The 19071-nt window shown below is 68.7% G+C and carries 19 protein-coding genes; 7 read left to right on the forward strand and 12 right to left on the reverse strand.

Annotated elements, in window-relative coordinates; translation table 11 throughout:
* Positions 1-114: 114 nt before the first annotated feature.
* Positions 115-1731, reverse strand: coding sequence for a methyltransferase (locus tag ACFTR6_RS12780; RefSeq protein WP_377958196.1), 1617 nt, complete (start codon positions 1729-1731; stop codon positions 115-117).
* A 124-nt stretch (positions 1732-1855) separates the two neighbouring features.
* On the opposite strand from ACFTR6_RS12780, the gene ACFTR6_RS12785 reads away from it, so the two are divergent.
* Genes ACFTR6_RS12785 through ACFTR6_RS12795 form a run of 3 tightly spaced genes read left to right on the forward strand, consistent with a single transcriptional unit; the run spans position 1856 to position 3526 of the window.
* Entirely contained in the window at positions 1856-2443 is a 588-nt protein-coding gene (locus ACFTR6_RS12785; protein WP_377958197.1) for a hypothetical protein, read from the forward strand.
* A gap of 10 nt (positions 2444-2453) precedes the next feature.
* Positions 2454-2909, forward strand: coding sequence for a hypothetical protein (locus ACFTR6_RS12790; protein ID WP_377958198.1), 456 nt, complete (start codon positions 2454-2456; stop codon positions 2907-2909).
* A gap of 53 nt (positions 2910-2962) precedes the next feature.
* Positions 2963-3526, forward strand: coding sequence for a hypothetical protein (locus ACFTR6_RS12795; protein WP_377958199.1), 564 nt, complete (start codon positions 2963-2965; stop codon positions 3524-3526).
* A 49-nt stretch (positions 3527-3575) separates the two neighbouring features.
* On the opposite strand, the gene ACFTR6_RS12800 is transcribed toward ACFTR6_RS12795, so the two are convergent.
* Positions 3576-4469, reverse strand: a complete 894-nt coding sequence (locus ACFTR6_RS12800; RefSeq protein ID WP_377958200.1) for a rhodanese-related sulfurtransferase — start codon at positions 4467-4469, stop codon at positions 3576-3578.
* A gap of 124 nt (positions 4470-4593) precedes the next feature.
* On the opposite strand from ACFTR6_RS12800, the gene ACFTR6_RS12805 reads away from it, so the two are divergent.
* Positions 4594-5286 carry a GNAT family N-acetyltransferase gene (locus ACFTR6_RS12805; RefSeq protein ID WP_076800453.1) on the forward strand — a complete coding sequence of 231 codons (693 nt, stop codon included), beginning with the start codon at positions 4594-4596 and terminating at the stop codon, positions 5284-5286.
* A gap of 46 nt (positions 5287-5332) precedes the next feature.
* Positions 5333-7729, forward strand: coding sequence for a DEAD/DEAH box helicase (locus tag ACFTR6_RS12810; protein WP_377958201.1), 2397 nt, complete (start codon positions 5333-5335; stop codon positions 7727-7729).
* A gap of 152 nt (positions 7730-7881) precedes the next feature.
* Here ACFTR6_RS12810 and ACFTR6_RS12815 read toward each other — a convergent pair whose 3' ends face one another.
* The 7 genes from ACFTR6_RS12815 to ssd form a co-directional block, all read right to left on the reverse strand.
* Positions 7882-8277, reverse strand: coding sequence for an Rv3654c family TadE-like protein (locus tag ACFTR6_RS12815; RefSeq protein ID WP_377958202.1), 396 nt, complete (start codon positions 8275-8277; stop codon positions 7882-7884).
* Positions 8274-8819, reverse strand: coding sequence for a TadE family type IV pilus minor pilin (locus tag ACFTR6_RS12820; protein ID WP_377958203.1), 546 nt, complete (start codon positions 8817-8819; stop codon positions 8274-8276). Before ACFTR6_RS12820 ends, ACFTR6_RS12815 begins: the two co-directional genes overlap by 4 nt.
* Positions 8816-9103, reverse strand: a complete 288-nt coding sequence (locus ACFTR6_RS12825; protein ID WP_076800447.1) for a DUF4244 domain-containing protein — start codon at positions 9101-9103, stop codon at positions 8816-8818. The genes ACFTR6_RS12820 and ACFTR6_RS12825 overlap by 4 nt, the downstream gene beginning before the upstream one ends.
* A gap of 322 nt (positions 9104-9425) precedes the next feature.
* A complete protein-coding gene (locus tag ACFTR6_RS12830; RefSeq protein ID WP_377958204.1) occupies positions 9426-10040 on the reverse strand; it encodes a type II secretion system F family protein in 615 nt (204 codons plus the stop codon).
* Between the two features lie 78 nt (positions 10041-10118).
* Positions 10119-10916, reverse strand: a complete 798-nt coding sequence (locus ACFTR6_RS12835) for a hypothetical protein (protein WP_377958205.1) — start codon at positions 10914-10916, stop codon at positions 10119-10121.
* Positions 10913-12196, reverse strand: a complete 1284-nt coding sequence (locus ACFTR6_RS12840; RefSeq protein WP_377958206.1) for a TadA family conjugal transfer-associated ATPase — start codon at positions 12194-12196, stop codon at positions 10913-10915. Before ACFTR6_RS12840 ends, ACFTR6_RS12835 begins: the two co-directional genes overlap by 4 nt.
* Positions 12197-12255: 59 nt before the next feature.
* Entirely contained in the window at positions 12256-13452 is a 1197-nt protein-coding gene (ssd, locus tag ACFTR6_RS12845) for a septum site-determining protein Ssd (RefSeq protein ID WP_377958207.1), read from the reverse strand.
* 155 nt (positions 13453-13607) lie between these two features.
* Between ssd and ACFTR6_RS12850 the strand changes: the two genes are divergently transcribed.
* Both ACFTR6_RS12850 and ACFTR6_RS12855 read left to right on the forward strand, forming a co-directional pair.
* Positions 13608-15386 (forward strand): bifunctional 3'-5' exonuclease/DNA polymerase, encoded by a 1779-nt coding sequence (locus tag ACFTR6_RS12850; RefSeq protein ID WP_377958208.1) that lies wholly within the window; start codon positions 13608-13610, stop codon positions 15384-15386.
* A gap of 330 nt (positions 15387-15716) precedes the next feature.
* A complete protein-coding gene (locus ACFTR6_RS12855) occupies positions 15717-15908 on the forward strand; it encodes a DUF1508 domain-containing protein (RefSeq protein WP_076800439.1) in 192 nt (63 codons plus the stop codon).
* Positions 15909-15939: 31 nt separating this feature from the next.
* On the opposite strand, the gene ACFTR6_RS12860 is transcribed toward ACFTR6_RS12855, so the two are convergent.
* The 3 genes from ACFTR6_RS12860 to ACFTR6_RS12870 all read right to left on the reverse strand — a co-directional run bounded on the left by ACFTR6_RS12860 (position 15940) and on the right by ACFTR6_RS12870 (position 19036).
* On the reverse strand, positions 15940-16617 hold the full coding sequence (locus ACFTR6_RS12860; RefSeq protein ID WP_076800437.1) for a CoA pyrophosphatase: 678 nt from the start codon (positions 16615-16617) through the stop codon (positions 15940-15942).
* Positions 16614-17438, reverse strand: coding sequence for an endonuclease III (nth, locus tag ACFTR6_RS12865; RefSeq protein WP_377958293.1), 825 nt, complete (start codon positions 17436-17438; stop codon positions 16614-16616). Before nth ends, ACFTR6_RS12860 begins: the two co-directional genes overlap by 4 nt.
* Positions 17439-17563: 125 nt before the next feature.
* Complete coding sequence (locus ACFTR6_RS12870) at positions 17564-19036, reverse strand: hypothetical protein (protein ID WP_377958209.1); 1473 nt, start codon at positions 19034-19036, stop codon at positions 17564-17566.
* Positions 19037-19071: the final 35 nt, after the last annotated feature.

The following is a 19071-nucleotide window of genomic DNA, read 5'->3' on the forward strand; positions in this document are numbered from 1 at the left end:
GGGACAGTTGTGGCCCCAGATCCGCAGGGATTTGGGGCCACAACTGTCCGTTCGCGCTTCGGTCGGGCCTCCGTTCGCGCTTCGGTTCGCGCTTTGCGTTTGCGGACGGACGGGTCAGGCCGGGTCTGCGGGCAGCAGGAATCCGTCGCGGACCAGGTTGGACACCTCGGCGAGCAGCCCGCGCCGGAAGGCGTCGCCGTCGAACTCCTCCGTCCCGCCCAGCAGCGCCGCAAGGGCGCCGATGATCTGCCCGGCAGTCAGCTCGCCGTCGCATGCAGAGACAAAACCGGCCAGTTCGGTGCTCAGGAGGTTGGTGCGGCGCAGCCCGGCGCCCTGGCGGAGCAGGATCACGCCGGGATGCTCTGCGCCGGGGCGCTGGTGGCGCTCCTCGGTAACGTCCTCGGCCACGATCAGGTGGGCCGCGGACACGTCGTGCTCTGCCAGCCAGTCGGCCCGTTCCACGGCTGCCGCCAGATGCGGGCCGACAGGCTGTTCGATGGGGTAGGTGATCTCCTCGAACCGGTGGATCCGCCGCTCCCCGGCCGGCCGGCGCAGGAACACCATGCCGAAGCCGATCCCTTCGACATTCCGCGACGCAAAATCCGCCAGGTAGGCGCCATAGGCATCCTGGTAGTGCCGGCGGTCGCGGGTTTCGGAGGAATCCTGCAGCCAGGTCTCCGCGTATTGCTCCGGCCCCACCTGTTCGCGCTGGATGAACCACGCGTCGGTGTCCGGGCCGGCCCAGCTCTGCGGCCGTTCATCCCAGGCCGAGCCCTCCCGGATCTCCCAGTTGCCCAGAAGCTGGGCTGTTCCGCCCGGGGCGAGCACATCGGGCAGCGAGCGGATGAGCGACGCGACGATGTCGTCCCCCGGCAGTCCGCCGTCGCGGTAGGTGAACTGGTCAGCCGCGGCCTCGCCGGCGGTGCGCGGGGTGATGACGAACGGCGGATTGGACACCACGAGGTCGAACGCTTCGCCGGCAACAGGCTCCAGGAGCGATCCCAGCCGCAGGCTCACGCGCTCTTCCGGCCGCGCAGGATCAATGGCCAGCGCGTCGGCGTTGAGCAGGAGGTTGAAGCGGGTGAACGCGAGGGCGCGCGCCGAGATGTCTGTTGCCGTGACATGGCGGGCGTTCTGCAGCAGGTGGAAGGTCTGGATGCCGCAGCCGGTGCCCAGGTCCAGCGCCCTGCCGGCAGGCCGCCGGATGGTGGACTGGACGAGGGTGGTGGACGCCTGCCCGATTCCCAGCACGTGGTCGTGCCGGAGTACCCCGGGCCGCTGGTGTGCGGCGAGGTCGCTGGCCACCCAGATCTCGACGCCGCCGTCGCCGGAGTCCCAGCCGTAGGGCCGCAGGTCCGCTTCGGCGGTCACCTGGGTCCCCGTGATTTTTGCCAGCCCAAGTGCCGCCAGGCCGGCTGCACGGGTCCGCGGCAGCGCGGCGTCGAGCACTTCGGCTTCCTGCGGAACGGCCAACAGCCAGAAACGCACGACGGCGGCCAGGGCCGCGGTGCGCGGCTCACCGGCGGCTGCCTCTTCAGTCACGATCAGTGCGGGGATGAGCTGGTCCCGGTCCAGGGCAGCGTTGGCCGACTCCCCCAGCAGTTCCGCGACTCCTTCCAGGGTGTAGCCCACCTCGCGGAGGTCCGCGGCCAGCGCCTGCAGGAGGTCGGGATGGTCGCTGCGCGGTGCGTCGGGAGTGTTGCCGGTGGTGAAGTGCGTTGGTTCAGTCACCGGGCAAGTCTATTTCCCGGCCGCGCCAGTGCCGGTCCCCGGCGGTTGCCGTGCCCGCGCCCTATGGCAACCCCGCCGCGGGTGGCGCCCCAGTATTGTCCTCGCCGGAAGTTACAGTTGGGCCATGTTCGGAACCCAGGCAGTGGCGGCCGCTTCGGATTGGCTGCCCTACGCGGCGGCATTCGCCCCGCTGCTGGCCGCCGTCATCGCCGGCTGGATCGCCTGGCGCACGCTCGCGCAGCGGCGGCAGGCGGACCGGCGGGACCAGTGGTGGAAGCGGACGCAGTGGGCCATCGACCTTGCCATGGAGCGCGACTTCAGCAGGGCCATAGTGGGGCTGGTTGCGCTGAAGCATCTGGCCGCCAGCGATCTGTGCACCGACGAGGACTACGAGCTGCTGGACAAGATCGGCGGCGCCAAAATCGATGCCCTGACCCTGTCCGAGGAAAGCGCCAGGCGCGCGGTCCCGGAACCGCAACATCCGGACCGTGAAGCCGCCGGGCAGGCAGCCCCGCAGACAGCGGCGCCGCCGGGCGCCGCGGCACGGGCCGCCGGCTTTCCCGTCACCCTGGAGTCACGGGGCGAGCGTGTGCTGGCGGCTTCCGCAGGCATGGCCAAGGTGCTGGCCGAGGCAGACAGACTTGTCTCTTTTGTCGTCTCGCAGCGGGGCAGGCAGGGCCGGAGGGAAAGCGGCACCGTCCCGAACGGGTAAGTTTGAGGTCATGGCTGAACGTTGTCCCTTGGTTTCCCGTGCCCTGATTTCCCGCACCCTGGGCACGGCGGCAGCCGCCGCCATGATGCTGGCAGCCACTGCCTGCTCCCCCATGGTTTCAATCGAAAATGCCGATGTTCCACAGTGGCGGGCAACTGCGCTGCCTTCCGACAGCCAGGCCGTGCTGCAGGATTCCGGCAAGATCCTCAACCGGAACAGGATCGTCCAGTCAGCGGCCAGCGTTCCGGCTGGAGACTACACACTGACCATCACGTGCGACGGCGGGGGCAAGGCGTTCTTCGCGGTGACGCTCGCCGGCGAGGAACTGACGGAGGCCGGAGCCGCCTGCAACGGCAGCCGCGAAACCGCGAAGATCGCCGTACCGAAGGCCGGGCGGATGGAGATAAGCGCCTCCAGCGTGGACGCGCCGCTCCTGTACGCCTACCACCTGGTTCCCGCGCGCTAAACCGGCCGAATTGCCATCTGTACCGTCGCCTCCTGCAGGCTTAAAGTCGGGGTATGCCCACGGTGCGGATGGCCTCCGCGCATCGTTTTCCCGGGCGGGCGCAACGCACGCTTTCGCTGCGGGCGCCGGCAGCCGCCGTCGTGCTTTTCTCCGTGCTGGTTGCCTCCGCCCTGGGCGGCTGTGAGTACAGCTATGACGACGGCCGCGGCGAGCTTCCAGCCGCCGCGCCTGTGGTAACGGATCCCGTGGTGCCCCGTGATCCGCTGGAGAACATGCCGGTATCCGGCCCGGAGCTCACCGCATGGGCGAAGGAAGTACTGCCCGACGCCGAGGGGCAGGTTTTCCACACCAGCTACGGCAGCGTTTCCAGGGGCCGGAGCAAGACCGAATCCACCAAGCAGCTGCCGGCCGGCACATACTCTCTCACCCTCGCCTGCCGCAGCGGGCGGCGGGTGGCGTTCACCATTCGCGATTCCGACTTCGCCCTAGTGGATCTGAGCCTGCGCTGCGGCACGTCCCGAGTCAATGTGGTGCACCTGTCCGAGGACTCCGTGCTACGGGTAACGGTCGAGGCGCGGAGAGACGCCAATTTCGCCTACCGGATCAGCCGGATATGACGCACGTTGCTACCCCGGGCGAGCCGTTCCGGTGCTTAGGCAACGGCCCTTAGGCGGCGCAGCCGTCCGGGCAACGGAGAGTCTCGGGGTCGGCCGCGCAGCCGGCGCAGTACAGGGTGAGCGTGCGGCAGCTGGGGTTCGAGCAGTTCTCGAACTTGCTCGTGGGTGCCTGGCACCGGACGCATTCGCCGATGGTTTTGGCGTCCTCGCTGAATTCGAGGTGCATGCGCTTGTCGAAGACGTACAGGGACCCTTCCCAGAGCCCCTGGTCCTTGAACTTTTCCCCGTAGCGGACGATGCCGCCGTCCAGCTGGTACACCTCGTTGAAGCCGCGGTTCACCATGAGGCTGGACAGCACCTCGCAGCGGATGCCGCCAGTGCAGTAGGTGACCACCGGCTGGTCCTTGAGGTGGTCATATTTGCCGGAGTCGAGTTCCGTGATGAAGTCGTGGGTGGTGGCCACGTCCGGGACCACCGCGTCCTTGAACTTGCCGATCTGGGCCTCGAACGCGTTGCGGCCGTCAAAGAAGACGACGTCCTGGCCGCTGGCCTTTTTGGCGTCGACGAGTTCGTGGAGTTCCTCGGGCAACAGATGCGTCCCGCCGCCCACGACGCCGTTCTCATCCACTTTCAGCTCGCCGGGAGCGCCGAACGAAACAATCTCATCGCGGACCTTGACGCTCAGGCGGGGGAAGTCCTCTGCCCCGCCGTCGGACCATTTCACGTCGATGCCGCGGAAGCCTTTGTATTCGCGGGTTGTTTTCACGTACTGCTTGACGGCCCCGATCTCCCCGCCGACGGTGGCGTTGATGCCGTCCTTGGAGATCAGGATGCGCCCGGTCAGGCCGAGCTTTTCGCAGAGGGCGCGCTGCCAGAGCCGGACAGCGTCCGGGTCTGCGATGGGAGTAAAGCCGTAAAAGAGCACGATTCGGTTCAAAGCCACGTATTTAAGGGTACTTGCTGGCCGCTGGGGCAGGATTCGGGCCGTGGAAGAGCTCCCTATCACAATTGCATAAGCAAGCGCCAAAGCCCTGTTGCTTATGACAGCGCTGGAATACCCTCGTCACATGACGCCAGAAGCCATGGTTGGAGACATCACTCATCTGCTTGAAGTCTGGGTAGCCGGTTGGGCTGGTTGCCGGGGCTATGAAACGCGAACCGAGGGACGGTTCCCCGCCGCCCTGCGTGCGGACACAACCGGGGACTGGGAATACTTCGCATCCGATCCGACAGATGCCGAGTTCGCGGACCTGGCGGCCAAGACGGCCGAGGCCCCCAAACGGATCCTGACCATCCTGACCAATGACGTGGCCCGCTACAAGCTCTTGGCCGAGCAACACAACCTCAACACCACGTCAGCCTCCCAGGCCATGATGGTCGTGGACATGGAAACCCAGGACGCGGAAGACCCGTGGCTCTCCGACGACGAATTGTCCCTGAAGACGTGGGAGTCCGACGGTGTCCACTTCGCCGAAGTACGCTCGGGCGAGACGCTGGCAGTGAGCGGCCGCGTGACCGTCATTAATGGCACTGCGGTGTTCGACAAGATCGTGACCGAACCCGCCTTCCAGCGCCGGGGCCTGGGGAGCTTCATCATGAAGGCGTTGGCGGCGCAGGCGTTTTCCCACGATGTGGAAGACGGCCTCCTGCTGGCCTCCCTGGACGGACAGAAGCTGTATTCACATCTCGGCTGGTCCTCGGTGTGCCATGTGCTGATGCTCTCCGCCTCCGATGAGGGCGCGGACCTCTCCGTGGTCTGACTCTTTCAGTGCCGGGCGATTTTTGTCCGGATGAAAGAATATTGGGGTGAACCCCCATGACTCGCTGATTCCGTTGCTGGGCCGTGGCCCGGACCCGGAGCAGCTCCGGCATGTGCGGACCATCCCGGCGCGCAACGCCGTGCACGAGCAGTGGCCGGCCTGGGCCCACCCGGACCTGGTCGCCGCCTACGGCAAGCTCGGCATTCACCAGCCCTACCGGCACCAGATCCGGGCAGCTGACATCGCCCACGGCGGCGGGCACGTGGTGATCGCTACCGGCACGGCGTCGGGGAAGTCCCTGGCCTACCAGCTGCCGGCGCTGGATGCGATTCACCGTTCGGAACTACGCGTCCTGTCCGAGCCCGGGAAAATCCACGACGACGGCGCGGTGACACTTTATCTGTCCCCCACCAAGGCCTTGGCGGCGGACCAGCTCTCCGCGATCCGCTCCCTGAACCTGCCGACCGTCCGCGCGGAAACCTACGACGGCGATACCGACCAGGCGTCCCGCCGCTGGATCCGCGACCACGCAAACTTCATTCTGGCCAACCCTGACATGCTGCACTTCGGCATCCTGCCGAACCACGCCTGGTGGGCCGGGTTCTTCCGGCGCCTGCGCTACGTGATCGTGGACGAGGCGCACAGCTACCGTGGCGTCTTCGGCTCCCATGTGGCCAACCTGATGCGCCGGCTGCGGCGCATCTGTGCCTACTATGCGGCCGATGGCAGCCCCGCCGGACCGGTATTTATCGCGGCGTCCGCCACCGCTTCGGAGCCCGAGAAGTCCTTTGGCCGGCTGATTGGCGCGCCGGTCCGGGGAGTCTCGGAAGATTCCTCCCCGCACGGGTCCACGACGGTGGCGTTCTGGGAACCTGCGCTCACCGAGGTACGCGGCGAAAACGGAGCCAAGGAACGCAGGACGGCGGTGGCCGAGACTGCCGACCTTCTCGCGAACCTTGTCTCCTCACGGATCCGGACCATCGCGTTCATCAAATCCAGGCGCGGCGCAGAAACCATCTCCTCCATCACGAAGCGGCTCCTGGACGAAGTCGACCCCAGCCTGCCGCAGCGGGTGGCGGCCTACCGCTCCGGCTACCTCCCGGAGGAACGCCGTGCCCTGGAAAGAGCGCTGCGGACCGGAGAGCTCCTCGGCATTTCCAGTACTTCAGCGCTCGAACTGGGCATCGACGTCTCGGGGCTGGACGCGGTGCTGGTGGCGGGCTGGCCCGGCACCAGGGCGTCCCTCTTCCAGCAGATCGGCCGCGCGGGCCGCGCCGGACAGGATGCCATTGCCGCCTTCGTGGCCAGCGACGATCCCTTGGACACGTACCTGGTCAACCATCCTGAAGCCATCTTCGACGTGTCGGTCGAGGCGACGGTGTTTGACCCATCGAATCCCTATGTCCTGGGCCCGCACCTCTGTGCCGCGGCCGCTGAACTCCCGCTGGGCGTGGCGGAGCTGCCGCTGTTCGGTACCACTGCGGAGAAACTCCTCGGCCAGCTGGTGGCCCAGGGCTACCTGCGGCGGCGCCCTGCCGGCTGGTTCTGGACCCATCCCCAGAGCGCGGCGGCCATGGTGAATCTCCGCGCCGACGGTGGCGGACCGGTGAGCATCGTGGACGCCGACACCGGTTCCCTGCTGGGGACGATGGATTCGCCGCAGACCCACTACCAGGCCCACACCGGAGCCGTGTACGTCCATCAGGGTGACAGCTACGTGGTGGAGGACCTGAATGAGGATGACCACTGCGTGGTGGTGCGCCGGGCCAACCCCGACTACTACACGACGGCGCGGGATATCACGCAGATCGAGGTCCTCGAGACCCAGCGGACGGCGCAGTGGGGAGACGTTGCCGTGCACTTCGGCGACGTCAAGGTCACAACGCAAGTGATCTCCTTTCAGCGGAAGGCCCTGATTTCCAATGAAGTCCTGGGCGAGGAACCCCTGGACCTCGGAGCCAGGGACCTGTTTACGAAGGCGGTGTGGTTTGAGGTGGAGAACCGGTCGCTCACAGGTGCAGGACTTATCGAAGCGCAGTTCCCCGGCGCCCTCCACGCTGCCGAGCACGCGGCCATCGGCCTGCTCCCGCTCGTGGCCTCAAGCGACCGCTGGGACATCGGCGGGGTTTCGACCGCGCTCCATGCCGATACCGGTGTGCCGACGATTTTCGTGTACGACGGGCACGCCGGCGGTGCCGGATTTGCCGAACGCGGCTTCGAAAAAGCCAAGGCATGGCTCACGGCCACGAGGGACGCGATCGAAGCCTGTGAGTGCGAATCAGGTTGCCCCTCCTGCGTCCAGTCGCCGAAGTGCGGCAACAAGAACAACCCTCTGGACAAGGATGCCGCCGTCACGCTGATCGATGTCCTGCTGAAGGATGCCCGGGACTCGGCCGCGCCGGAGGATTCCAGGGCTGGTGCGCCGGCGCCGAACGCGGTCTAGATGAGGAACACGCTCCGGGTGAGGAACGCGGTCCAGACACGAATGCGTCTGCGCCGATGCGGGGAGCCAGACTGGAAGAGGCCCGCGCACTCCAGCGCTGTGGCTGCCTGGGCACGGTGCCTTATCTGCCCACGAAATCTGCCCCGCGAAACTTAGGGCGGCGGTCCGGCCCGTGCCCGGCCTGTCGCGACCCCCAGGAGGGGCCCCGCGGCCAGTTCAGTGCTGACCTCGACGGACTGGTCCCCTCCCTCAGTGCAGCTAACGAGAGTCGCTTTGTGGCGGGCCGCGACCTCGGCAGCCACGAAGCAGGGCTCCCCCGCCGACACACCGCGCAAAGCGTCAGCTGCGGCCAACGCAGCAAGGTCGGCCGCAGCGGCGGCCTTGGACGCCGCTGCCGACGCCTGCGCCAGCAGGAGAAGCAAGGCCATGACCATGACAACCACCATGCCCAGGCCGACAGCCAGCACAGTGCCCGATCCACGTTCGGATTCAGCATCGGACACGGGACTCCTGTGCTGGCCGGGGGGCTGTTTCCGGAACCGCCTCATAAGAACTGCCCGTCAGTACTGCCACGCCCCGCCGGTGCCGCCTGCGCCGGTTGCGCCGCGTCCGGAGACGGCGCAGATGCCGCCGTTTCGCTGCGTGCCTCGGCCCTGGCGGTCAGCGTCCACGGCACCATGCGCCCCACCGGCCCCGCAACCCGGTCCGACACCGTGACGCTCATCCATTCGCCGCCGGAAGCCACTGCCGACGAGGCCGACGGGCCAGCCAGCTTGCGGACGATCCCGTCGACGGCGGCAGGGTCTTCACCCCTGGCGAGTGCCCTGGCGCCGGCCCGGGCCGCGTCCTCAAGCCGCAGCTGGGTGATTCCCGCCGCAGACCCCGCCAGCAGCATTGCCAGAAGCAGCAGGACCGCCGGAAGAGTGACCGCAAATTCCGCGGTCACGGTGCCGCGGCTGTCCGCGTGGTTACCCTCGGCGCCGCGGGCCTTCCCCTGCCCGCGGCTGCCGGCGTCTTCTCCGGAACGGCTCCTGGACTGCCGGCAGGACTCAAGCCCGGCCGCCGTCAGGGTCTGCGGAACGGGTTTCACGGCAGGGCCAGCGCCGTACGGATCAGGGTGAGCAGGAATCCGCGGACTTCGTCGCTTCGCAGGATAAACACCAGGAGCCCCGCGAAGCCCACCGCCGCCAGCGTGGCGATGGCATATTCGGCGGTCGCCATGCCGGCTTCCGAACCCATGAGACGCCTGCGTGGCCGTGGTTTCACCCGCGGCGCCATGCTGGCGCCCGGGTAGATCTCCAGCACGTCGGCTTCTTCCGAATCCTGACGAAGGGGCCGGGCGGCTTCACCCGGGGTGTGGTGGTTGAGGGACATGGAATTTCCTTTCTGGAGTTCCGGCGAACTGCCGGTGCATTCGACTCTCCCGCCCGCTGTCCGGACCGGTAAGGCATGAACTTCCCTAAGTGGAAAAGCAGCCAGGGCGGCCGCCTGTGGAGGGAAAGTGCCCTGCAGCAGCCGCGACAGCATCGCAAGCGGTAGGCCCCCGGCGCGGCGTGAGAAATGTGACAGCGGCAACGTACGGCGGGGCGCCACGGAAGCAATGCGCCAGCCACGCCTGCAACGTGGCGCAGGAGTTTGGGGCTGAGGGGAAAGAGTTCAGTCTCCCGTACCAAAACGGGTTGCGGGGCCGGGGAAGTCAGCCGCCCGAAGGAACGAGTGCAAGCAGCACCGGAACGACTCCCAGGCAGATGAAGGCGGGCAGTGAACAGAGTCCCAGCGGAACAACCAGCTTGACCCCGAGGGAAGCCGCACGCTTCTCCGCGGCCCGGAAGCGTTCCCGCCTCATTCTGGCGGCCTGGGCATAAAGGATGGATGACGATGGCGCACCCGTCAGCGCGGCGAAGCCCAGGGCGTCCCGCAGGGCCAGTATCTCCGGCGAGCGCACGTCTGAACTCCGCCAGGCCGTCTCCCAGTCGGCACCAATGGCCATGGCTCCCACGACAGGACGCAGGGCACGGCCGTACTCGGGTGAGGCTGCAGCGGCCACCAGTTCCAAAGCACGACCGATACCCGCACCGGCATGGAGCATGGCGGCAATCAGCTCCAGCATCATTGCGGTGTCGCGCAACCCCGGTATGTGTTCCGCCCGGCTCTGCGAGCCGTGTTCCCCGTCGGCATTGCCGTCGCCCGTAACGAGGGCGTTCCGGCGGAGGACCCTTGATCTTCCGTGAGCAGTTCCGCCAAAGGCGAGACATGCGGCGGCCGCCAGCCCCAGGAAGACGAAGGCAGCAGCCAGAACCGGCTCACGCATGAACCTGCTCCTGCGAACGAGGGCAGCCCGGGAAGCAGGGGCAGCCAGGTAGGCAGGGGCAGCCGGGCCGGCGGGTCCTCATGGCGCAGCCGCTCCGGCCGCTGCACGCACGAGCCTTGCGGACCAGATGCGGCCGGCAGCGGTCAATCCGATGCCTGCGACCAGCGCAGCCACCCCGAGCGGTGTGCCCAGCAACATCGCCAGCGGGTCCACGCCGAGGCAGACCCCCAGCCCCAGTCCGAGCAGGGGGAGCCACGTCAGCAGCGCGACCGTCGCCTTCGGTCCGGCGAGCGCCGTCTGCCGGGCTGCCTCGGCGTCGTCTTCAACCTCCAGCTGCGCGGCAAAGCGGGTGAGAACGTCCGCCAGCGGACAGCCGCTGGCCGCCGCTATCTCGAAACAGGCCGCCAGCTCACCCCAGATCCGCGGCTCACGGCCTCCCGCTCCGTGACGTGAGGCCGAACTTGCCGACCGTATCGCCCCGGCTACCGGCGCTCCCCGCAGGGCGGCTCCCCGGGCAGCCGACAAAACAGCCGCTGATCCGGGGCTGAGCCGCGGCCGGCGTCCGCCGTCCCCTGCAGGCCCCTGCTCCACGTACAGCTGCCACAGTTCGTCCCACAGACGTGACGGGGACCGGCCGCCCTTCAGCAGGGCAGCCAGCTGCTGAACCATAACTGTCAGGGACACGAAAGACTCTTGGCGTCGGCCCCGGCTGAGGCCATGCCCGCCCCGGACCTGCGTGGCCGAGCGGCCGCCTCGGCCCGCCCGGGCGCCAGATGTAGCGCCGAAGGCACTCCGCGCCCGCTGCCGTAGCCCGTGCGCCGGGTCCAGGACCAGCCACGCGGCGAGCGCCAGTGCACCAATCAAGGCCGCGGTCATGCCGCTGCCCTGCGGGCCCCGAGGTTTTCAGTGCCGCCATCGGGCACAGCGTCAGGGACAACGGCAAGACCGGGATCGAGGGCAAGCCGCCGGGAAAGGAGCTCCCAGGACGGCCCCGGAACAGGCGTCCCCGCTGACATGTCCAAAGCCAGGGCGACATCGAGGCCACCGGACCGCTCGGTCAGGACGCCTATGCTCGCGACATAGCGTCCCTGCCTCGACCGGGCCACGTGCACCACCACGTCAAGGGCGCTGGCCACCTGCAGGCGGACCGCATCCTGGCCGAGCCCGGCCAGCGCCCCCAGAGCAGTGAGGCGGGCCGGGACCGCGCCAGCCGCGTTCGCGTGGATGGTGCCGCCGCCTCCGGTGTGGCCGGTGTTCATGGCTGTCAGGAGTTCGCGCACCTCGGATCCCCGGCACTCCCCCACAATCAGCCGGTCCGGGCGCATCCTCAAGGCCTGGCGAACGAGTTCACCGAGGTCCACGGCGCCGCCTCCCTCAAGGTTGCCGTGCCGCGACTCCAGTGAGACCACGTGCGGGTGCACCGGGTTCAGCTCGGAGGCGTCCTCGATCAGGACCAGCCGCTCCCCGGGGTGGCAGAGCCCCAGCAGAGTGGACAGGAGGGTCGTTTTTCCCGAGCCAGTGGCTCCGCTGACCAGGAAACTCAGCCGCTGCTCGACCATGCGCTCAAGTACACATTGAACCAATGGCCCAAACATGCCCCCGGCCCGGAGCTCGTCCACGGTGAAGACCTGTTCCCGCCGGATCCTGATGCTTAGGAGCGTGCCCGCCGCCGAGATGGGCGGCAGGACGGCATGGACCCGGTAGCCGCCCTCCAGCCGCACGTCCACGCACGGCGATCCGTCGTCCAGCCGCCTGCCGCCCGATGCCACCAGCCGGGCGGCAAGGGCCCTGAGCTGGGTCTCCCCTGCGAAGGACACCGATGTCCTTTCGATGCCGCGTCCCCTGTCCAGCCAGACGGAGTCCGGGGCGTTAACGAAGATGTCCGTAACCGATGGATCCCGGACAAGGTGCTGCAGGGGCCCGAGGCCGTTGAGCTCAGCGCTGATCCGTTCTGCGGCGGCGAGGGAACCGGCCGTGCCCAGCAGCTTTCCGGTGGCCTGCACCGCCGCCGCCACCCGCGACGGGGTCACTGGCCCGGCTTCTGCCATGACCGACTCCCGGACAGTCTCCAGAAGCCCCACGTCCAGGACCTTGGCCGCACGCCGCCGCCCCGCAGTCTCTGCGAGCGCCGCGCGGGATGCGGGTGCACCAGGCATTCCGGATGGGGCACGGACACCGGCAGCGGCACCGGCCCCGGGCGCTCCGAGATGGGCACTCACCGGAGGTCACCGGCCTGTGGGTCACCGGCGAGGAGGCCCAGCACCGAGGATGCGAAGCGCCGAACGGTCTTCCGTTTGCCCTGATCGAGCAGGCGGCCCAGCTCGGTGGCAGAGGCCGTGCCCCGCACCTCGGGCATCACGCCGTGCAGGGGGAGCCCCACGGATTCGGCGACCAGCGCGGCGTCCAGCGCCACCCCGGCCTTGCCCCGGATGACGAGGGCCGATTCGACCGGAGGAAGTTCCTGCAGCAGCCGCGCGGCGGCAACCGCAGCCTTTAGTTGGGCGGGGACGACAACCAGGAGGCGGTCGCAGTCCCAGGCGAACGTGCGCAGCGGCTCGGCGCTGCGGCCGATGTCGACAATGACCACCTCGTAGCCCCGCCGTGCTGCGTCGAGGACGCCGCCCACGGTGACCGGGTCCACGAGGGCCGGCCGTTCCCGGGTTCCGGGCCAGGAAAGGAACGAAAACCCGCCGGCGACGGGAAGGGCGTCCGCGAGCTGCTGCGGGTCAATGCTGCCGCTGGCATCGGCCAGATCCGGCCAGCGGAGACCTGGGGATTCCTCCGCCGCCAGGGCCAGTTCGAGGCCGCCGCCCCAGGGATCGGCGTCCACCAGCAGAACGCGGACACCCAGTTCAGCCGCCGCCTGCGCGAGCCATGCCGCCGCGGTGGTGGCGCCCGCCCCTCCGCAGCCTCCGGTAACTCCGAGCACCAGGCCTCCGGCCTCCGGCGAACGGGATCTGCTGAGGTACTCTGCCAGCCAGGCTGCGGCGTCGGGAAGAACGGCGACGCGTTGTGCCCCCAAGGCAGCGCCGAGATGCCAGAGCGTGTCCCCTTCCCCGTTGAGGCCGACGAGAACGGCGGGGGCACGGCGCCGGGGCGGCAGTTCACGGACATCGCTGCCCACTAGGACGTCGGCGGCGGAATCCCAGAATGGCGCGGCTTCCGCCACATCGTCCACCACCCGGAGGCGTCCGCCGGCCGCCGCGACAATCCGTTCCACTTCGCCGCGCAGGAATTCAAAACCCGTGACGAGCAGGATGTCGCCGCCGTCAGCCGGGAGCCAGGTTCCGGGCTCAGAAGCAGGTACCCGCCCCGGCGGAGCCGTCAGTGCAGTATCAGGCACGGCAGCTTCCGCCAGCGCGCTGTCCGGTTCTGTTGGGAGTCGCCGGTTCCGGGCGTGGTGCCTGCTCATGCAGCAACTGTGCCCAAAAGACGGGGCCGCCGTCAGGGACGGATGAGTGTATGTGGAAAACGGGCACCCAGCTGCCATAGGGAAAAGCCCGGCCAGCCGTGGAGGACAAGAGGCCGGGCGCAGCGGGCAGCGGCAAGCAGGGCAGAATTGGATACATGTACCTGCTGCTCGCCGCCCACCCTGACGGCGCAGCCATACAGGAAGTCACGGCAGCGGGTCTCCCCTCCCCCGCCAATCCGAAGCCACGGATCGTCAGCCTGCCCCGCGCCGGAGCGGAAGCCGCACCCGGCAGCGGAACCGGGCTGGCCGCCGTCGTCCGCGAACTCGAAAAGCGGCGCCCGCGCTGGATCTGGCACCGCACCCAGGACTGGTACCCGTCCCTGCTGGCAGCGGGCGTGGACGTGGAGCGCTGCTACGACCTCTCCCTGTGCGGCGCCATCCTGGCGCATTCCGAGTTCACGGCCCACACCCCGTACGCGAAAAACGCCGAGAAGCTCACACAGGACGACGAGCTGCAGCCGCCGCGGCTACTTCAGCCACCCCCTCGGCCGGCCGACCAGGGCGCGCTCTTCGAGGACCCGGGCACGGCCGCCGAACCGCGGCAGACCCTGGCCGGGCTGCGCGAAGAATATGCCGCCCAGCAGGAGGCCCTGGCCGCCGCCGGCGGAACAACAACCGGAGCCACCGGAACAGCCACCGGAGCAGCTGACGGCCACCGCAGGCAGCGGCTCCAGCTCCTCCTCGCCGCCGAATCCGCCAGCGCCCTGGTGGCGGCCGAGATGCAGCACGCCGGGGTGCCTTGGCGCGAGGAGCTGCACGAGCAAATCCTCGCCGAGCACCTGGGGCCGCGGCCGCCGCTCGGCCACCGGCCCGCCAAACTTGAGGCCCTGAACACCGAGCTCAGGGCCCTGCTGAACGCGCCCGCGCTGAACCCCGACTCCCCGCAGGAGCTGATGCGCGCCCTGCACCGCAATGGCATCGAGGTGAAGTCGACGCGGCAATGGGAGCTGAAGGGGTCCAGCCATCCGGCCATCGCGCCCCTGCTGGCGTACAAGAAACTGTCGCGGCTGCACACTGCCAACGGCTGGGTATGGCTGGATGCGTGGGTGCGGAACGGGCGGTTCCGGCCCGAATACGTGGTGGGCGGAGTGGTGTCGGGCCGCTGGGCATCACGCGGCGGCGGGGCGTTGCAGATCCCCCGACAGGTCCGCGGCGCGGTGCACGCAGACCCCGGACACAAGCTCATCGTGGCGGACGCGTCGCAGCTGGAACCCCGGGTTCTCGCTGCCCTCGCGCAGGACTCCAGCATGGCAGAGGCCGCCCGGGACCAGGATCTCTATGCCGGGATCGCCGCCAGGGGATTCGGCGGTGACCGGAGCAAGGCAAAAATGGCCCTGCTCGGAGCCATGTACGGCGCCACCTCCGGCGAGGCAGGCCGCCTGATGCCGCAGCTCGCCCGGATCTACCCGCGGGCGGTGGGCTTCGTCGAGCGCGCAGCCCGCGAGGGCGAAGCCGGCGGCACGGTCACCTCCCGTCTGGGGCGCAGCAGTCCGCCGCCGTCGGAACGGTGGTTCCGCAGCCAGCGGTCCACGTCGGCGGAGGAGCAGCGCCGGGCGGATGCCATCGCCCGTTCCCGCGGACGTTTCACCCGCAACTTCGTGGTCCAGGGCTCAGCGGCAGACTGGGCCGCCTGCTGGCTCGCTGAACTGCGACGGCGGCTGCGCACCATGCGTGCCAATGGTTCGGCGGCCGGGGAACTCGTGTTTTTCCTGCACGACGAGGTAATGGTCCACGCCCCGGATTCCGCCGTGGACGCCTGCATCCGCGCCATCGAGGAGGCCGCCAATGCTGCCAAGGAGCTGCTCTTCGGGCCCATTCCGGTCGAGTTCCCGGTGAGCGTCGCCGTCGTCGACTCCTACGACAACGCAAAATAGAAGCCGCCCCTGACCGTTAACTCGGCCACCGCCCATACCGAAACGGGGCACTTTGGCACCCAACACGCGGCCCGTCGTCGTCATTACGACGGCGGCACCCCCAAAGTGCCCCACGAGGGCACCGCGGAGGCCGGCGCGGGACAATAACCCCTGCCGACAGGAAACAAAAGTCACATCCGTCACTTCCGGCATACGCGGTTGTAAAGAGTAACTTACCGGCGGGTAGTTCGCTTCGTGTGGCGTGGACCACTAAGGTCGATGGTGGCCGGGCAGTGGCAACGAGTTGGCCCGGCACATGCGACGAAGCATCAGCAGGGGGTTTCCACGCCAATGGCGGGCAAATTTGAAGTTCACCAGGACAGCGATCAGTCTTACAAATTCCGGCTCATGGATGGGGCCGGAAACATCGTGGCAGAGTCACCGCGGTTCAAGAGCGTTTCGGGAGTAGTGGCGGGCATCAACGCACTGCGCGAAAACGCGGCCACAGGCCTGGTGGTGGATCTGCGGAAATCGCAGCACTGACGCCACGTCGGCTGCGCCGGGAAGAAGCAGCCTAGAGGTCCAGCGGATGGAGCCTGGTCCGGTCCCATGGCACGGCCCACGCCAGCTGGTCGAACAGTTCGTTCAGGATCATGCCCGTAAAGCCCCAGACCACCAGGCTGTTCACGGTGAACGCCGGGCTCTGGAACGTCTGGTTCATGCGGGTCACGGCCGCCATGGTGCGGTTCTCGGGGTCCAGCAGGTCACGGACCGGTACCCGGAAAACCTGGGCCGACTCGCCGTAGTCCACCACCCGGACCGGCGACGGCGCAGCCCACCAGGCCAGGACCGGGGTCACCAGGAAGTTTCCGCGCGGCAGGGCCAGCTCCGGCAGGGCACCCAGCACTTCGACGCCGGCAGGGTCCAGCCCGGTCTCCTCCTCCGCTTCCCGCAGCGCGGCCTCCACGGGGGTCTCCCCCGCGTCGATGCCGCCGCCGGGAAAGGCCACCTGGCCGGGATGGTCATCGAGGGTGTGGGCGCGTTCCAGGAGCAGGACGTCCAGGTCGGCAGCTGCCAGCGGTTTGCCGGAGGCCGCAGGCACATCGTCCAGGGCTCCGAAGAGGATCAGGACCGCGGCCTTTCGGGCAACGGACTCGTCGACGGTCAGCTTGCGCCAGTACGGGTTGCGCGCTGGCCCGGTTCCTGCCCGGATGGACTCGACCAGGTCCACCAGGTCCTGGCGCGCTGTCACGGTGTCCTCCGTTGCGATTCCATCCGGATCTCGGCGGCGCGGTGCGTCTCGGCCAGCAGCTTCGCCAGGAGCTCCTCGTTGCCGGGCGCGAGTTCGTATTTCAGCAGCTTCGCCGCCTTGGCAGGATTCGTCTCGCCTGAGCCAAAGCTGGGGCACCAGTTGGCCACCGCGCACGCCCCGCAGGCGGGCTTGCGGGAGTGGCAGACCCGGCGGCCGTGAAACACCACGCGGTGGGACAACATGGTCCAGTCCTTGGGCTCGAACAGCTCCGCCACGTCGGACTCGATCCGGACCGGATCGTCGGACTCGGTCCAGCCGAAGCGCCGCGCCAGGCGCCCGAAGTGGGTGTCCACCGTGATGCCGGGGACGCCAAACGCGTTGCCCAGCACCACATTCGCGGTTTTCCGCCCGACGCCGGGAAGCGTCACCAGGTCTTCCAGCCGGCCGGGCACCACACCGTCGAACTCGTCCACCACCCGGTTCGCCAGCGCGAGGAGGTTCTTGGACTTGGCCCGGAAAAACCCCGTCGGTTTGATGATGGCTTCAAGGTCCGCGGTGTCCGCTTCCGCCATGGCGCGGGCGTCCGGGTAGCGGGAGAAGAGCAGCGGCGTGATCAGGTTGACCGTCACGTCCGTGGTCTGCGCGGAGAGCACCGTGGCCACGAGGAGCTCGAAGGGGTTCCGGAAGTCCAGCTCGGCGTGGGCGTACGGGTACTGCTCAGCGAGTGCCCGGTTGATGCGGCGGGCGCGGCGCTTCAGGGCCAGAGGCGACTCGCCGGAGCGGGCCGGCTTGCTTGCCGCCAGCCCGCTTCCGGCGGCCACGGCAGCTTCCGGTACGTCAGCCGGAACCTCCGCGGAAGCCTCAACGGAGACTTCCGCGGGGGCGGGGACCACGGCGCCGCCCGGCGTGCCGCGCCGGCGCGAAGCGGATTCGGCCACGGCGGCCGCTAGCCGCGCTCGATGTTGCTGAGGTCGCGCAGGACGCCCACCCGGCCGTCCGTGTGCTGGACCAGGAACTCGTCCCCGCGGTCCTCGAGGGCCAGGACCCAGCCACCGGGTTCGATGCCGAACAGCGGCGCGCCCGTGCGCTCGTCCACTGCAGTGCGGTGCTGGGCGACGGCGAACCAGAAGGCCTCGTGGACCTGCTCCTGCTCGGACTCCTCAGGCCTGCTCGACGGGTCCACAGTGGCGCCGATCGGTTCCTGCGACCGCTGCTGCTCCTGCAGGTCCACCCGCGGGTGGACGGCGGTGGCAGGCGTGGCCGAGGCCGCCCGTGCCGCCTCTGCCTCCCGTGCAGCTGTATCGGCCCGCGCAGCTTTGTCACCCTGGCCGGCGGCACCGGCCGCTTCCGGTGCCGGGGCTGCGGCTGTTTCAGGTGCAGCTTGTGTCGCCGGAGCTTCCGCACCGGCTGCCGGTGCACCGGTTGCCGGGGAGACGGGGGCGCCGTTCGGCTGGGTCTGCTCGGCCGCTGTGGCCGGCTGCGCCGCGGCGTCCCGGGTCTGCGCGGAGGGTACGACGGCGGCCTGTCCGGTTTCGGGGGATGCTGCGGCGCTGCTGGCCGCATTACCTGCGGGCCACACGCCGGTCCCCGGTGCGGCACCGGCAGCACCGGGAATGTCAGCTGTGGCACCGGGGATTACGGCACCAGCGGTGCCGGCCTGGGCCGTACCCTGTCCCGGCTGGCTGACCGCCGTCGCACCGTGGGAAACATGGCCGTGGGAAACATGCCCGGAGGTAGCCGGACCAGAGGAAACAGGACCAGGGGAGGCGGCGCCGCGGGCTTCAGGACCGCGGGCTTCAGGACCTGCCGGAACCGCGCCGGCGGCAGCACCGCCAGGCTTGACGGCGGCCGGCTTCGCCTCTTTGGGCGCCTTGGGCTTGCGCACCGGAACGGCCGAGTCGCGGGCCATGATGTGGGCCGGCACCTCGGCGCGGTCCAGGAAGTCCCCGGCGAAGAACGGGATGTAGCGGGCCAGCACCGTGGCGGCCAGCAGCACGAGGGAACCGATCAGCGCCACGAGAAGGCTCGGGGTGTAGGCGCCGGCGACGGACAGGAAGAAGAAGCCGACCGCGAAGGATGCCACCACGGAACCGAACTGGTCCACAGACAGGGAGCCGATGCGGACCTTCGTCTCGGGGGCGAGCCTGCGGGCCACAAACAATGCGGCAACAATGAGCGGCAGCACCACGCCGAGCCCCAGGAAGAACAGACTTCCCAGATTCCACAGGTTGTAGCGCACAGCGAACATCGGAATCAGTGATGCGACAAAGAGAACCAGCGTGGCCCCGAAGACGGTCAGGTCGCGGACGGTAAAGGGTCCGGCTACCGCCTCATTCCGCACACCCTGCTGCTTCATGAAGTTCGGCGCAGCATTGTGCGCTTGGGCCGGGCCCGGCTGGCCTTGGCTTTGCTGATTCATTCTGTTCTCCTTAGCGTGGCGGCGCCCGGACTGGC

The organism is Arthrobacter sp. NPDC057009 (assembly GCF_042673905.1).
Taxonomy (GTDB): Bacteria; Actinomycetota; Actinomycetes; order Actinomycetales; family Micrococcaceae; genus Arthrobacter.

What these genes read in the sequence shown, in the direction of transcription:
- ACFTR6_RS12840 (WP_377958206.1), bottom strand. Translation starts at nt 12,196, where the DNA reads ATGCCTGGTGCACCCGCATCCCGCGCGGCGCTCGCAGAGACTGCGGGG.
- ssd (WP_377958207.1), bottom strand. Translation starts at nt 13,452, where the DNA reads ATGAGCAGGCACCACGCCCGGAACCGGCGACTCCCAACAGAACCGGAC.
- ACFTR6_RS12785 (WP_377958197.1), top strand. Translation starts at nt 1,856, where the DNA reads ATGTTCGGAACCCAGGCAGTGGCGGCCGCTTCGGATTGGCTGCCCTAC.
- ACFTR6_RS12795 (WP_377958199.1), top strand. Translation starts at nt 2,963, where the DNA reads ATGCCCACGGTGCGGATGGCCTCCGCGCATCGTTTTCCCGGGCGGGCG.
- ACFTR6_RS12830 (WP_377958204.1), bottom strand. Translation starts at nt 10,040, where the DNA reads ATGCGTGAGCCGGTTCTGGCTGCTGCCTTCGTCTTCCTGGGGCTGGCG.
- ACFTR6_RS12805 (WP_076800453.1), top strand. Translation starts at nt 4,594, where the DNA reads ATGACGCCAGAAGCCATGGTTGGAGACATCACTCATCTGCTTGAAGTC.
- ACFTR6_RS12815 (WP_377958202.1), bottom strand. Translation starts at nt 8,277, where the DNA reads ATGAGGCGGTTCCGGAAACAGCCCCCCGGCCAGCACAGGAGTCCCGTG.
- ACFTR6_RS12825 (WP_076800447.1), bottom strand. Translation starts at nt 9,103, where the DNA reads ATGTCCCTCAACCACCACACCCCGGGTGAAGCCGCCCGGCCCCTTCGT.
- ACFTR6_RS12855 (WP_076800439.1), top strand. Translation starts at nt 15,717, where the DNA reads ATGGCGGGCAAATTTGAAGTTCACCAGGACAGCGATCAGTCTTACAAA.
- ACFTR6_RS12870 (WP_377958209.1), bottom strand. Translation starts at nt 19,036, where the DNA reads ATGAATCAGCAAAGCCAAGGCCAGCCGGGCCCGGCCCAAGCGCACAAT.
- ACFTR6_RS12790 (WP_377958198.1), top strand. Translation starts at nt 2,454, where the DNA reads ATGGCTGAACGTTGTCCCTTGGTTTCCCGTGCCCTGATTTCCCGCACC.
- ACFTR6_RS12835 (WP_377958205.1), bottom strand. Translation starts at nt 10,916, where the DNA reads ATGACCGCGGCCTTGATTGGTGCACTGGCGCTCGCCGCGTGGCTGGTC.
- ACFTR6_RS12850 (WP_377958208.1), top strand. Translation starts at nt 13,608, where the DNA reads ATGTACCTGCTGCTCGCCGCCCACCCTGACGGCGCAGCCATACAGGAA.